This is a genomic window from Streptomyces caelestis, from assembly GCF_001279005.1.
In the GTDB taxonomy this organism is placed as follows: domain Bacteria; phylum Actinomycetota; class Actinomycetes; order Streptomycetales; family Streptomycetaceae; genus Streptomyces; species Streptomyces heliomycini.
This window is the reverse complement of the sequence record NZ_LGCN01000119.1, coordinates 124,475-137,167: the sequence shown is the minus strand read 5'-3', so window position 1 is coordinate 137,167 and position 12,693 is coordinate 124,475. Positions and strand designations below refer to the sequence as shown.

Below are 12,693 nucleotides of genomic sequence, written 5' to 3'. Positions count from 1 at the left end.
GGCGGTCGCCCGGTCAGCCGGTGCGGGCCTCCAGCGCGAGACGGGTGTCGTCGCCGTAGACGCCGGTCTCGTCGCCCCGGACGCCGTACCAGAGCTGGAAGCGGGCGACGGCGGCGGAGAGGCCCGCGTCGTAGCGGCCGTCGGTGGCGCCGGACCGGTAGACGTCCGGGACGCGCAGCAGCCGCTCCTGGAGTTCGGTCACCTCGGGGCCCGAGTCGCCCTCCCGCAGGAACCCCTGCTCGGCGGGGGCGGCGGGCGGGGCCGGGGTGGCGGGGACGGTCGTGGACGGACGCGGGGCGGGTGCCGCGCGGTCGTCGGCCTCGCCTCCCGCGAGCAGGAGCGCGCCGCCGAAGCCGGCCACCGCGGCGGCGGCCACGGCGAGCGCGAGGGCGGTGCGGCGGATCCCGGAGGCGGGGCGGGCGGCGGGAACGGGCGGGATCTCCTGTGTCCGGTCCTCGGACCCGTGCGGCGGCCGGGAGAGCGGCACCGACTCGTACCCGCCCCGCTCCTCCCGCTCGAACTCCCGGAACAGCTCGGCGAGTGCGTCGGTGCGGCGCGGGCGCAGGACGTGGACGGGTTCGAGGGGCGGTCCGTCGTGCGGCCGTCCCGGTCCGGGCGGTGTCGTCACGTCGCTCTCCTTCCGTGCCGCGGGGAGTCGATTCGCCTGCGCGGAGGAATACGTGACGAAGGGGCCGCGGGTTCAGGCGTCGTGGAGGAAACGGCGCAGGGACGCCGTCAGGGCGGACACGAACGCCTCCCGGCCGGTGTCGTCGAGGGCGTCGAGGGACAGGTAGGGGTTGAGGTCCTCCAGTTCGACCAGCAGCAGTTCGCCGCCCGGCGCACGGCAGGCGTCGACGCGCTGGACGCCGTGGTCGAGGGTGTTCCAGTCGACGAAGCCCCGGGCGAAGTCCAGGTCGGCCGGGCCGGGTTCGTACGGCTCCAGCTGCCAGCGTCGCCCGGTGTGCGGGGCGTACAGGGCGTACTGGAAGTCGTGGTCGACGAAGTAGAAGGAGACCTCGTAGGCGAAGTCGATGTGCGGCTGCACCAGGACGTTCCCGTCGACGAGGCCGCGCACCTCGTCCGCGGGGACGACGCGCAGGCCGATGGAGTCGGCGCCGAGCCTGGGCTTGACCACGTACCGTTCCGCCGCGGGCAGCCGGTGCAGGTCCTCCGGCCGGTCGACGGTGGGGATCACCGGACGGCCGGCGGCGGTCAGGTCGAGCAGGTACTGCTTGCCGGCCATGTCGCCCCGGCCGGTGAGCGGGTTGTAGACCGGCGTGCCGGTCGCGGCGGCACGCTCGCGGAAGGCCTCGTAGGCGTCCGGGTACTCCAGTACGGGACCGCTGTTGCGGACCACGACGGCGTCGAAGCCGTCCATCAGGGCGACGGCGTCCCGCGGGTGGCACAGGGCGAGGTCGACGTGCTCGCGCAGCCGGGAGGCGAGGAAGACGTCCTCGTCGCCGTAGCGGCGTCCGCGGGCCGGGTAGGCCAGGTCGGTGACGTACAGGACGCGGGGGCGGGCGGACGGCATACGGGCTCCTCGGGACGGCGGTGGCTCGATCATAGGAACGACCTGCGGAAAGGGGGCGTGGCGGTACCGGGTTCCGTGGGCGGTGTGCACCGAGTGCCCTCAGCGGCCTCCCGGTGCTGCGTTCCGTGCATGAGCTCGAGCAGTGCGGCTCCCGGCCGCGGGGACGGGGCCGAGAAGCCGCCGATGCGGGACGCCCTGGTCGCGGCGGCGTTCCGGCTGTTCCTGGAGCGGGGCTACGAGCAGACCACGGTCGACGACGTCGTGGCGCTCGCCGGGGTGGGCCGGCGGTCCTTCTTCCGCTGCTTCCCGTCCGAGGACGACGCGGTCTTCCCCGACCACGAGCGGTGCCTGGCCGACATGACGGCCTTCCTCGCCGCGGGCGCCGACGACGAACCGGTGCGCAGGGTCTGCGCCGCGGCCCGGCCGGTGCTGCGGATGCACGCCGAGAACCCGGCGTTCTCCGTGCGGCGCTACCGCCTCACCGAGAGCGTGCCCGGACTGCGGGCGTACGAGTCGTCCGTGGTCCGGCGGTACGAGCGGGCGCCGGCCGGATACCTGCGGGCGCGCTTCGCCGGTCCGCGCGACGGCGCCCTCCGCGCCGATGTGATCGCGGCGGCGGTGGTCGCCGCGCACCACAACGCCCTGCGCTCCTGGCTGCGTTCGGACGGGAAGGGGGACGCGGAGGCGGCGGTGGACCACGCGCTGGGGCAGGTGCGGGCCGCGTTCGGCGCCGGGCCCGTCGCCGCGGCGGGCAAAGGACCCGAGGACGTGGTGGTGGTCGTCTCACGGCGCGGGGCGCCGCTGTGGCGGGTGGTGCAGGAGCTGGAGACCGCGCTCGGACGCGGGTGACCCGGCGCGGACGTCCGCCCGCATGCGAGGGTACGGAGTGCCTTTACTGGTGGCACTGAGTGCCATACTCTGTGGCCGTGCACGGTGGCAGGGCGCACCGGCACATGCGTGCCGGGTGACCGCGCACGCGGGGTTCCGGCCGAGTGCAGGGAGTTGACCAGCGTGTACCACCACTCAGGAAGCGTCGCTCAGCAGGCAGCCGGCTCCACGGCGGGCGTCCTCGACCCCCGGGGCAAGGACCGTGCGGAGGCCATGCTCTTCCAGCGCTGCACCTGGTGCGGCACCGCCATGTACCACCGGCTGCTCTGTCCGGTCTGCCAGGGCGGCGACCTGCGCACGGAGCGCAGCGAGGGCCTCGGGACGGTCCGCCATTCCACGGTGCTGCACCGCAACACCCCGGCGGCCCGCAACGTGTCCCTGATCGAGATGGCCGAGGGGTTCGTGGTGCGCGGCCGGGTCATGGGGCCGCCCATCGGCATCCACGGCGGCGACCGGGTACGGCTGTCGACGGCCGAGGACCCCGTGCGGGGCGAGCCGGTCTTCCAGCTGGTGGACGAGCCGTTCCGGGCCTGGACCTGACGGGCCGCCGGGCGGACCGGCACGCGACTCAGAGGGTGATGCGGATCCCGACCGTGCCGTCTGTTCCCCGGCGCAGCCGGCTGCCCAGGAGGGTCAGCCGTCCCAGGACGCCGTACTTGCGGGCGAGCAGCTTGCGGTAACGGGCCGTGGTCGCCGGGTCGCAGACCTCCGCGGTGGCGGGGACCTGGTCGCCGGTCGGGTTGCCGCGCACGTCGCAGGGGCCGACGAGGACGTCGGCGCGGGCGCGGATCCGCTTCACCTTCCACGAGTCGGCGACGGTCCACACCCCGAGCGCGTCACCGTCCCGCACCACCCACACCGGCGTGGCGACGGGCGTGCCGTTCTTGCGGTAGCTGGTGACCAACAGGTACTTCCCCGCCCCGAGCCGGTCCCTCAACGCGTCGTCCATACGGGGAAGTCTAGGCGCCCGGACGCCGTGCGGCGAAGACGAACCCCCGGCCCGGGCGGTCGGAGGCGTCCCGTACCTCCTCCACCGCGAAGCCGTGCCCGGCGTCGTTCCCCGGTCGGCCAGGGGCGAGGCGAACACCCCCTGTTCCGCGGCCGGTGTCCGGCGCCGGCCGGGGCGGCGGATTCGGTCCACCGGACGTCCCGTGCGGGATCCTGGTCCTGGGCGCACGACAGGGGCCCCGGTGCTCCCGGGACGACGGGGCGGGATCCGTGCCCCGGCTGAACGCGCCGGGCCGCGGACCCGTATGGGAAGAGGGCCTTCGACGCAGGGAAGGTCCTCGCGGTGCGCGCACCGCGCCGCCTGGGTTCGGGAGCCACGCATGAGGCACGCACGACGACGGGTCGTCCGGCGAGTGACACGGCTGGCGGCCGTCGGCGGACTCCTCCTGGGAGCCACGATGGTCACCCACGCCGTCGCCAGTGAGCCCCGCGCGCCCGACGCGGTCCCGTTCGCCACCGCCGAGGGGACGGTGAGCACCGGACCGGGCGCCGATCTGGTGGCGAAACTCGGCACGTCCCGTACGGCGGGCAGCTGGATCGCCGACGACGGTGGGACGGTGGTCGCGGTCACCGACGAGGAGGCGGCGGCCGAGGTGCGCGAGGCCGGCGCCGAGCCGAAGATGGTGCGGCACAGCATGGACGACTTCACGTCCGCGACCGAGACGCTGGGTTCGGCGCCGCGCGTGCCCGGGACGGCGTGGGCCATGGACTACCGGACCAACGAGGTGGTGGTCCGGGGCGACAGCACGGTGTCGGCGGAGGACTGGTCCGAGCTGACCGAAGTGGCGGACGGCATCGGCGGTTTCGTCCGCATGGAGCGCAGCGAGGGCTCCTTCACCACCCGGCTCAACGGGGCACAGCCCATCCTGTCGACGGCCGGCCGCTGTTCGGCGGGCTTCAACGTGACCGACGGGAAACGGGACTTCATCCTCACGGCCGGACACTGCGGGCCCGACGGGTCGGTGTGGTTCGCCGACAGCCAGGGCAGGCAGGAGGTCGGGACGACGGTCGGCGGCAGCTTTCCCGGGGACGACTACTCGCTGATCGAGTACGCCGGCGGCCGGGCCGGCGAGGGCGCCGGCGTGGTGGCCGTCGGTGACGGCAAGGGCGTGCGGATCACCGGGGTGGCGGATCCGACGGTGGGCCGGCGGGTGTTCCGCAGCGGCAGCACCAGCGGGCTGCGGGACGGTGAGGTGACCGCGCTCAACGCGACGGTGAACTATCCCGAGGGCACGGTCAGCGGTCTCATCGAGTCGAACGTGTGCGCCGAACCCGGGGACAGTGGTGGCCCGCTGTTCTCCGAGGGCATCGCGCTCGGTGTCACCTCGGGCGGCAGCGGTGACTGCCGCACGGGCGGTACGACGTACTTCCAGCCCGTGACGAAGGCGCTGACGCGGCTCGGCGTACGGCTCCTCGTGGCGCCCGGGGCCGACGGCGGCGCGGCGGCCCCCTCCCCCGCTCCGTCGGACGAGCGGGGCGCGGCGGCTCCGGACGCCGCCTCGCCGGGGTCGTCGGCTCCGGTGCGGGGCATCGTCCCGGACCCGTCGACACTGCTGTCCCGGCTGGCCGACCCCCGCAACGTCGGGCCCGGGCTGCTGGTGATCGCGGGCAGTCTGGTCGCCCTGGTGGCGTCGCGCTGGATACGGGCGGAGCAGGACCGCAAGGCGTACCGGCGGCACTACTCGGCGACATGGGGCTGAGCGGGCGGCGGGTCCGCCGCCGGCCGAGGGTGAGCAGCACGGTCGCCAGGGCGGCTCCCAGCAACCCGGCGGCCTGCCGCCGGGTGATGCGCTCATGCAGGACGGCGAGGCCGAGGACGACCGGGAGCGCGGGATAGAGGGAGGCGAGGACCACCGCGACGGCGAGCATCTGCCGCTGGGCGGCGAGCAGGTAGAGGATGAGCCCGAGGGCGGCGCCCGCCCCGATCAGCAGGGCCTGGGCGCACCGCCGCGCCGGCAGCCGCAGGAGTCCGGGGCGCCGGACGGCGCCGGGGAGCAGGACGAGGACGGCGGCGATCCGGCCCGCGACGACCGGCCACAGCCCGCTCGCGGGATCGGCCTGGCCCAGGGCGACGTACTGCACGGCGACGCCGGCACTGGCCAGAAGCCCGTCCGACGCCTCCCGGCCCATGCGGGCGCCGCCGCCGGACACCCACCACAGGGCGGGTCCGGTGACGGCGATCCCCGCCCAGGCCACGACGCCCGGGCGGTCGCCGAGGAGGAGGACGCCGCACAGGACGGACAGCGCGACGCCCGTGACGGCGCTCACCGGCACGACCACGCTCATCGCGCCGTGACTCAGGCCACGGTTGAGGAAGCGCATGGCGGTGGCGCTGCCGACGCCGGACAGGGCGCCCCAGAGGAGGTCGGAGCCGGCGAGGGCGTCGGCGGGCAGGAGGAGGGCGGCCCCTGCGGCGAGCAGCAGGCCGCCGAGCCGGCCGAGGAAGGTGACGGCGGCGTGCGGGACGCGGCGGGACAGCAGTCCGCCGGCGGTGGGGGCGCCTCCCTGCTCGAGCGAAGCCGAGAGCTCGGGGGACGACGATGCCGTAGCAGAGGGCCGAGGCAAGTGCGAGAAGGGCACCCATTCGGTGACGGGTGCCCAGCCGACGGGATGGTGATCCCGGACCGCCCAAAAGTCGTTCAGGCGGCCCGGGCCGGCTGCGGGAGGGCCGAGGCCCACTCCTGGACCAGGCGCTGGTACTCCTCGCGCTGTTCGACGCTGAGTGTCCCGCCCGACCGGAGCCACAGGGCCCGGATCTCCTCGTTGACCTCGTCAGCCGATCGCTCGGAAGAGGGTTCAACAGTGGTGGACATGCCGTGAAGCATACGGGGCCGGACGTGAAGACGCTGTGAGTAATCGCACACACATGGGACATTTCGGGCAGTGTCGCTGATCACGTCCATCTGCCAAGGAACGTGGGCGAGTTCACATCCGGGCCCTCGGGGACGCACCGGGGTGCGAGGCGCCCGGCGGTCCGGGCGCCCGCGGCGATCAGGTGCCCGGCTTGCGGCCGTACACGTAGACGTCGTCACCCTTCTTCAGCAGCGACCAGTACTTCTTGGCGTCGGTCTTCGTCATGTTGACGCAGCCGTGGGAGCCGGGCGGGTTCCACATGCTGACGCCGACCGAGTGGAAGGCCTGGCCGCCGTCGAAGAACTGGCTGTAGGGCATCGGCACGTCGTAGATGGTCGAGACGTGGTCGATGTTGCGCCAGTAGACCTTCTTCAGGCCGGTGCGGGTCTCGTACCCGTCCCGTCCCGTACGGACCGGGACGGGGCCGTAGACGAGCTTCTTGCCGTCCTGGATCCAGCTGAGCTGGAGCGTGAGGTCCACGCAGGCGATACGACCCTTGTTCGTGGGGCATTTGCCCGACTTGTTCGGTTTCTTTCCGACGGCCTTCTGCTTGTTCATCAGGTCCATCACGCCCCAGGTCACGGGACCGGCGTACCCGATGTTCGGCGTGATGCCGTGTTTGGTCTGGAAGGAACGGATGGCCTTGCAGTCGGCGGAGGACTGCTTCCCGTCGACCGGGCGGCCGAGGAACTTCTCCACCTTCTTCTGGTAGGGGCCCGCCGAGGTGGTGCAGCTCGCGGCCTGTGCCGGTGTCGCGCCGAGCGCGAGTGTGAGCGGCGCCACCAGCGAGGTGACCCCGAGGACGACGGCACTCCGTCTACGCATGTCCCCCATGTTCTGTTCCGCCTTTCCGCAGAAGTGAGCGCATGGCCTGCGCACTCTGCCAGATAGACGATCCGGCGGAGAAATCGGTTGTACGGCCGAACGGCGGCATCCGGCGGGCAGGGCCGGATGTCACCGGCTACCGCGGCGGGGGCTCGCCCGGCGCCTGCCGGAACCCCGAGTCGACCGCCGTGACGCCGCCGTCGACGGCGAGGATGATGCCGGCGATCCGGGCCGCCTCGCGGGAGGCGAGGAAGGCGACGGCGGCCACGACGTCCTCGGGCTCGCCGACCCGGCCCAACGGGTGGAGGCGCCGGGCCGCTTCGGGTTCCGCCTCCCGGCCCGCCCGGGCGCGGGTGCGCACGGTCCCCGGCGCGACGAGGCCGACCCGGACCCCGCGGGGCCCCGCCTGCCCGGCGAGGGTGCAAAGGAGGGAGACCCGGCCCGCCTCGGCCGCGCTGGAGGCGTGCTCGCCGAAGTCCCGGGGGCCGTTGACGGAGCCGACGTTCACGATCGCGCCCCGGCCCAGGGCGGCGAGGTGTTCCAGCGCGGCGCGGCAGCAGCGGTACGCGCCGGTGAGGGTGACGCCGAGGTCCGTGGCCCATGCGTCGTCCGGTTCGTCCTCGAAGCGGGGCGCGTCCGGTGTGCGGTGGGCGGCGTCGTCGACCAGGACGTCGAGCGATCCGAAGGTGTGCACGGCGTGTGCGACGGCCGTCTCGGCCGAGGCCCGGCCGGCCACGTCACAGCCGGAGGCGGCGCCGAACCCCCGCTCCCTCGGCGCCGCCGCCGTCCGTTCCGCCTCGTCGGGATCCACGTCGGCCACCAGGACCCGCGCCCCCTCCCCGGCGCCATGGGGCGCAGGCAGCCGCCGGGGCGACCGCGGCGGCAGGGGGCGGACGGGATCAGCGGTAGCCGGTCACGTCGGCCGGCCGGCCCGCGTCCTGGACCTCGACGAGGTAGCGCCAGGCGTCCGGGCGGCTGCCGTCGAGGTCGGTGAAGCCGTACTCCCGGGCGAGGCCGCCGCTGGAGAGGGAGGCGCCGTTGAAGCGGGCCGCGTCCGGGTCGGCGGCGAGGGCGGCGACGGCCCGGCCGACGTAGCGCGGGGTCTCCGAGATCGCGAAGTGGGGGACGTCGTCGAGGGCGTCGCGCCAGTTGTCCTCGCGTACGCCGAATTGGTCGAGCATGATCTCCGAGCGCATCCAGCCCGGGGTGAGGGCCACGGCCGTGGCGCCGCGCGGGCCGAGTTCGTGGCCGAGGGCGAACGCCATGCGCAGGACGGAGGACTTGGCGAGGTCGTAGAAGAAGGAGACGCGGTAGTGGTCGCGGTTGTAGTCGGCGGTGCCGTCGGTGACCTCGACGACCAGTCCGCCGGGGTGACGCAGCAGCAGCGGCAGCGCGTGGTGGCTGGTGACGGCGTGGGTCTCGACGGCGAGGCGGAGCAGGCGCAGACCCTTGTCCAGGTCGTGCTCCCAGAGGGGCGCGTCCCACTCGAAGAGGGTCTCGCCGCCCCAGATGTCGTTGACGAGGACGTCCAGGCGTCCCTGTTCGCCGGCGATGCGGTCGACCAGTGCCTTCACCTGCCCCGGCTCCAGGTGGTCGGTCGGCACCGCGATCCCCCGGCCGCCCGCCTCGGTGACCAGGTCGGCGGTGTCCTCGATGGTCTCGGGGCGGCCGTACTCGGAGCGGCGGGCGCGGGTGGTGCGGCCCGTGACGTAGACGGTCGCGCCCGCGGCCCCCAGTTCCACGGCGATGCCCCGCCCCGCTCCCCGGGTCGCCCCGGCCACCAGCGCGACCCTGCCCTCGAGCTGCTCCGACATGTACGGCCTCCCGTCACCGATTCCCTGCTTGTCGCTTCGAGGATGACGGGTAAGCCGGACATCTTCTGTCGTCTTTTCGCGCCGGTCGTCCGGCGGGTCCGCTCAGTGGCCCCGCGCGATCCATTCCTCCAGGTGCGGGGTCTCCGCGCCGATGGTGGTGGGGTCGCCGTGACCGGTGAGGACCTTCGTCTCGGGCGGGAGGGTGAGCAGCCGGTCCCGGATCGAGTCGATGATCGTCGGGAAGTGGCTGAAGGAGCGGCCGGTGGCGCCCGGGCCGCCCTGGAAGAGGGTGTCGCCGGTGAACACCGTCGCCAGCCCGGGATCGTGGAGGCAGACCGCGCCCGGCGCGTGCCCGGGGGTGTGCAGCACGGTGAGGTCGGTGCCGGCGGCCTCGATCACCTGGCCGTCGACCAGCCAGGCGTCGGGGTCGCGGTCGGGGTGGGTCTGCTGCCACAGCGGCAGGTCGTCGGGGTGCAGCCAGATGGTGGCGCCGGTGCGGTCGGCGAGGGCGGGGGCGGCGTCGATGTGGTCGTTGTGGGCGTGGGTGCACACGATGGCCGTCAGGCGCCGGTCCCCCACCGCCTCGGCGATGGCGTCGGCGTCGTGGGCGGCGTCGATCACGATCGCCTCGTGGTCGTCGCCGACGATCCACACGTTGTTGTCGACGTCCCAGGTGCCGCCGTCGAGGCTGAACTGCCCCGAGGTGACGAGCCGTTCGATGCGGGCGGCCATCACAGCACCACCACCGAACGCAGCACGTCGCCGCGGTGCATCCGCTCGAAGGCCTTCTCCACCTCGTCCAGCCGGATGGTCTCGGTGACGAACGCGCCCAGGTCCAGGCGGCCCTGGAGATGGAGGTCGATCAGCATCGGGAAGTCCCGGGAGGGCAGGCAGTCGCCGTACCAGGAGGACTTCAGGGAGCCGCCGCGGCCGAAGACGTCGAGGAGCGGCAGTTCGATCTTCATCTCCGGGGTGGGCACGCCGACCAGGACGACCGTGCCGGCCAGGTCACGGGCGTAGAAGGCCTGCCGGTAGGTCTCGGGGCGGCCGACGGCCTCGATGACGACGTCGGCGCCGAAGCCGCCGGTGAGTTCGCGGATCGCCTCGACGGGGTCGGTCCCGCGCGAGTTGACGGTGTGGGTGGCGCCCATGGAGCGGGCGGTCTCGAGCTTGCGGTCGTCGATGTCGACGGCGATGATCTTCGCCGCTCCGGCCAGCCGGGACCCGGCGATCGCCGCGTCCCCGACGCCGCCGCAGCCGATGACGGCGACCGAGTCGCCCCGGCCGACGTTCCCGGTGTTGATCGCGGCGCCGATCCCGGCCATCACCCCGCAGCCGAGCAGCCCGGCGACCTGCGCCGAGACGGCGGGGTCGACCTTGGTGCACTGTCCGGCGGCGACCAGGGTCTTCTCGGCGAAGGCTCCGATGCCCAGGGCCGGGGAGAGCTCCTGCCCCGTGGAGGCGAGGGTCATCCTCTGCTTCGCGTTGTGGGTGTCGAAGCAGTACCAGGGGCGTCCGCGCAGACAGGCCCGGCACTTCCCGCACACCGCGCGCCAGTTGAGGATCACGAAGTCACCGGGCTCGACGTCGGTGACGCCGTCGCCGACCGACTCGACCACGCCCGCGGCCTCGTGACCGAGCAGGAACGGGAAGTCGTCGCCGATCCCGCCCTGCTTGTAGTGCAGATCGGTGTGGCACACCCCGCAGGCCTGGACCCGGACGACCGCCTCGCCGGGGCCGGGATCGGGCACGACGATCGTCTCGATCCGTACCGGCTCGTCCTTGCCGGGTGCGATCACGCCGCGTACTTCCTGCGCCATCCTGCTGACTCCTTCATCCGCCGGGTCCGTCCCTCCGACCCTACGCGGGAATGATCGCTTCCGCCGCCCGCCGTACGGCGGGGCCACCCCCGCGACGTAGCCTGAACCTCCGTCCGACGCCGAGGGGGGCGACGTGAGCATCGTGGCAGAGGGATCCGGTCCGCCCGCCTGGCGGCTGCTTCTGGGATATGTACGGCCGCACCGGTGGGCGCTGCTGGGCGGCGCCGCGCTGTCCCTGATGACCGGGGCGACGGGGCTGACGCTGCCGCTGGTGGCCCGGGACCTGATCGACGACCTCTCGGACGACCGGGCGATCACCGGCGCGCTGCTGCTGATGTCGGCGCTCGTGGTCGCCAACGCCGTGCTGGGGGCGCTGGGTTCGTACGTGCTGCGGCGCACCGCCGAGTCGGTGGTGCTCGGGGCGCGGCGCTCGCTGTCGTCGTACCTGCTGCGGCTGCGCGTCACCGCCGTCGACCGCAGTGAGCCGGGCGATCTGATGGCCCGCATCACCTCCGACACCACCCTGCTGCGCGAGGTGACCACGGACTCGCTGGTGGGTCTCGGCACGGGCGGGCTGACACTGGTCGCGACCGTGACGCTGATGGGTTTCGTGGACCCGGTGCTGCTGGGGGTCACCCTGGGTGTGATCGCGCTCGCCGGCACGGTGCTGGGCGTGATCGTGCCGCACATCAACCGGGCCTCCCGGCAGGCGCAGGACGCGGTCGGCGTGATGGGCGCCTCGCTGGAGCGGGTGCTCGGCGCGCTGCGCACGGTCAAGGCGTCCGGTGCCGAGCCGCGGGAGGAGCGCACGCTGCACGAGGCCGCGCAGGAGTCGTGGCGGCAGAGCGTGCGCGCCGCCAAGTGGTCGGCCGCGGCGGGCAACACGGCCGGGCTCGCGATGCAGATCGCGTTCATCACGGTGCTCGCGGTGGGCGGCGCGCGGGTGGCGACCGGTGCCATCGACATCGGGACGCTGGTGGCGTTCCTGCTGTTCGTGTTCTATCTGATGGCGCCGATCCAGCAGGTCGTCGGCGCGCTCACGCAGTACCAGACGGGCAGCGCCGCCCTCGCCCGGATCCAGGAGGCGCTGCGACTGCCCGCCGAGCCGGCCGCCGGGCCCGCGCCGTTGCCCGCGTCCGGTGCCGAGCCCGCCGCGCTCGCCTTCGAGGACGTCCGCTTCCGGTACGCCGACGACCTGCCGTACGTCCACCACGGGGTGACGTTCACCGTGCCCGCACGGGGCATGACGGCGTTCGTCGGTCCGTCCGGAGCGGGCAAGACCACCGTCTTCTCCCTCATCGAGCGGTTCTACGACCCCGGCTCCGGTGTGATCACGCTGGACGGCCGGGATCTGGCCGACTGGGAGCTGCCGCGGCTGCGGGCCTCGATCGGGTACGTCGAGCAGGACGCGCCGGTGCTGTCGGGCTCCCTGCGGGACAACCTGCTGCTGGGCAACGCCGAGGCGGACGACGGCGCCCTGACGCGGGTGCTGAAGACGACCCGGCTCGACGGACTGGTGTCCCGGCTGCCGGACGGGCTCGACACCCTCGTCGGGCATCGCGGCACCAAGCTGTCCGGCGGTGAGCGGCAGCGGGTCGCCATAGCCCGCGCCCTGCTGCGCCGCCCCCGGCTGCTGCTGCTCGACGAGGCGACCTCGCAGCTCGACGCGGTGAACGAGGCGGCGCTGCGGGACACCGTCGCCGACGTGGCGCGCACGACGACGGTGCTGGTCGTCGCGCACCGGCTGTCCACGGTGACGGCGGCCGACCGGATCGTGGTGATGGACGCGGGCCGGGTACGGGCCGTCGGCACGCACCGGGAGCTGGTGAGCGCCGATCCGCTGTACGCCGAGCTGGCCGCCACCCAGTTCCTCGCGACGGCCGAGTGAGCGGCGCGGGCGGGCACGGCGGCCGGGCTTGCCGTGCCCGCCGGGCCGGAGGACGCTCGTAGGAGA

The 12,693-nt window shown here is 73.8% G+C and carries 13 protein-coding genes and 1 pseudogene; 4 read left to right on the top strand and 10 right to left on the bottom strand.

All coding sequences use genetic code 11. From position 1 onward, the window contains the following. Positions 1 to 13: 13 nt before the first annotated feature. Both ADK41_RS11455 and ADK41_RS11450 read right to left on the bottom strand, forming a co-directional pair. Positions 14 to 628, bottom strand: coding sequence for a peptidoglycan-binding domain-containing protein (locus ADK41_RS11455; RefSeq protein WP_030821286.1), 615 nt, complete (start codon positions 626 to 628; stop codon positions 14 to 16). Positions 629 to 700: 72 nt separating this feature from the next. Continuing rightward, a complete protein-coding gene (locus ADK41_RS11450; protein ID WP_030821288.1) occupies positions 701 to 1,531 on the bottom strand; it encodes a hypothetical protein in 831 nt (276 codons plus the stop codon). 129 nt (positions 1,532 to 1,660) lie between these two features. Here ADK41_RS11450 and ADK41_RS11445 point away from each other — a divergent pair, with 129 nt between their 5' ends. Next, the gene (locus ADK41_RS11445) at positions 1,661 to 2,380 is read left to right on the top strand and encodes a TetR/AcrR family transcriptional regulator (RefSeq protein ID WP_030821290.1); all 720 of its coding nucleotides are present in this window, start codon (positions 1,661 to 1,663) and stop codon (positions 2,378 to 2,380) included. 162 nt (positions 2,381 to 2,542) lie between these two features. Further along, positions 2,543 to 2,959: a Zn-ribbon domain-containing OB-fold protein gene (locus ADK41_RS11440; RefSeq protein WP_030821292.1), complete on the top strand. Its 417-nt coding sequence runs from the start codon at positions 2,543 to 2,545 to the stop codon at positions 2,957 to 2,959. A 28-nt stretch (positions 2,960 to 2,987) separates the two neighbouring features. Here ADK41_RS11440 and ADK41_RS11435 read toward each other — a convergent pair whose 3' ends face one another. After that, positions 2,988 to 3,368: a PPOX class F420-dependent oxidoreductase gene (locus ADK41_RS11435; protein ID WP_030821294.1), complete on the bottom strand. Its 381-nt coding sequence runs from the start codon at positions 3,366 to 3,368 to the stop codon at positions 2,988 to 2,990. A gap of 379 nt (positions 3,369 to 3,747) precedes the next feature. Between ADK41_RS11435 and ADK41_RS11430 the strand changes: the two genes are divergently transcribed. Next, the gene (locus ADK41_RS11430; RefSeq protein WP_030821297.1) at positions 3,748 to 5,127 is read left to right on the top strand and encodes a S1 family peptidase; all 1,380 of its coding nucleotides are present in this window, start codon (positions 3,748 to 3,750) and stop codon (positions 5,125 to 5,127) included. 88 nt (positions 5,128 to 5,215) lie between these two features. On the opposite strand, the pseudogene ADK41_RS44045 reads toward ADK41_RS11430, so the two are convergent. The 7 genes and pseudogenes from ADK41_RS44045 to ADK41_RS11400 all read right to left on the bottom strand — a co-directional run. Next, positions 5,216 to 5,557: pseudogene (locus tag ADK41_RS44045) on the bottom strand (multidrug DMT transporter permease); the annotation flags it as partial. Positions 5,558 to 6,066: 509 nt separating this feature from the next. Continuing rightward, positions 6,067 to 6,252 (bottom strand): hypothetical protein, encoded by a 186-nt coding sequence (locus tag ADK41_RS39110; RefSeq protein WP_078661831.1) that lies wholly within the window; start codon positions 6,250 to 6,252, stop codon positions 6,067 to 6,069. 166 nt (positions 6,253 to 6,418) lie between these two features. Then, positions 6,419 to 7,114 carry a L,D-transpeptidase family protein gene (locus tag ADK41_RS11420; protein WP_030821302.1) on the bottom strand — a complete coding sequence of 232 codons (696 nt, stop codon included), beginning with the start codon at positions 7,112 to 7,114 and terminating at the stop codon, positions 6,419 to 6,421. A gap of 127 nt (positions 7,115 to 7,241) precedes the next feature. Next, the gene (locus ADK41_RS11415; protein WP_051843008.1) at positions 7,242 to 7,991 is read right to left on the bottom strand and encodes an SDR family NAD(P)-dependent oxidoreductase; all 750 of its coding nucleotides are present in this window, start codon (positions 7,989 to 7,991) and stop codon (positions 7,242 to 7,244) included. 13 nt (positions 7,992 to 8,004) lie between these two features. Further along, positions 8,005 to 8,919 (bottom strand): SDR family oxidoreductase, encoded by a 915-nt coding sequence (locus ADK41_RS11410; protein WP_030821306.1) that lies wholly within the window; start codon positions 8,917 to 8,919, stop codon positions 8,005 to 8,007. Between the two features lie 102 nt (positions 8,920 to 9,021). Continuing rightward, entirely contained in the window at positions 9,022 to 9,651 is a 630-nt protein-coding gene (locus tag ADK41_RS11405; protein ID WP_030821308.1) for an MBL fold metallo-hydrolase, read from the bottom strand. Next, the gene (locus ADK41_RS11400; protein ID WP_030821310.1) at positions 9,651 to 10,739 is read right to left on the bottom strand and encodes an S-(hydroxymethyl)mycothiol dehydrogenase; all 1,089 of its coding nucleotides are present in this window, start codon (positions 10,737 to 10,739) and stop codon (positions 9,651 to 9,653) included. Before ADK41_RS11400 ends, ADK41_RS11405 begins: the two co-directional genes overlap by 1 nt. Before the next feature lie 133 nt (positions 10,740 to 10,872). Between ADK41_RS11400 and ADK41_RS11395 the strand changes: the two genes are divergently transcribed. Further along, complete coding sequence (locus ADK41_RS11395) at positions 10,873 to 12,627, top strand: ABC transporter ATP-binding protein (protein WP_030821312.1); 1,755 nt, start codon at positions 10,873 to 10,875, stop codon at positions 12,625 to 12,627. Positions 12,628 to 12,693 lie beyond the last annotated feature (66 nt).

Excerpts from the sequence above, each read along its gene's own strand:
- ADK41_RS11450 (WP_030821288.1), bottom strand. The coding sequence starts at position 1,531 with ATGCCGTCCGCCCGCCCCCGCGTCCTGTACGTCACCGACCTGGCCTAC.
- ADK41_RS11445 (WP_030821290.1), top strand. The coding sequence starts at position 1,661 with ATGAGCTCGAGCAGTGCGGCTCCCGGCCGCGGGGACGGGGCCGAGAAG.
- ADK41_RS11435 (WP_030821294.1), bottom strand. The coding sequence starts at position 3,368 with ATGGACGACGCGTTGAGGGACCGGCTCGGGGCGGGGAAGTACCTGTTG.
- ADK41_RS11430 (WP_030821297.1), top strand. The coding sequence starts at position 3,748 with ATGAGGCACGCACGACGACGGGTCGTCCGGCGAGTGACACGGCTGGCG.
- ADK41_RS39110 (WP_078661831.1), bottom strand. The coding sequence starts at position 6,252 with ATGCTTCACGGCATGTCCACCACTGTTGAACCCTCTTCCGAGCGATCG.
- ADK41_RS11420 (WP_030821302.1), bottom strand. The coding sequence starts at position 7,114 with ATGGGGGACATGCGTAGACGGAGTGCCGTCGTCCTCGGGGTCACCTCG.
- ADK41_RS11410 (WP_030821306.1), bottom strand. The coding sequence starts at position 8,919 with ATGTCGGAGCAGCTCGAGGGCAGGGTCGCGCTGGTGGCCGGGGCGACC.
- ADK41_RS11405 (WP_030821308.1), bottom strand. The coding sequence starts at position 9,651 with ATGGCCGCCCGCATCGAACGGCTCGTCACCTCGGGGCAGTTCAGCCTC.
- ADK41_RS11400 (WP_030821310.1), bottom strand. The coding sequence starts at position 10,739 with ATGGCGCAGGAAGTACGCGGCGTGATCGCACCCGGCAAGGACGAGCCG.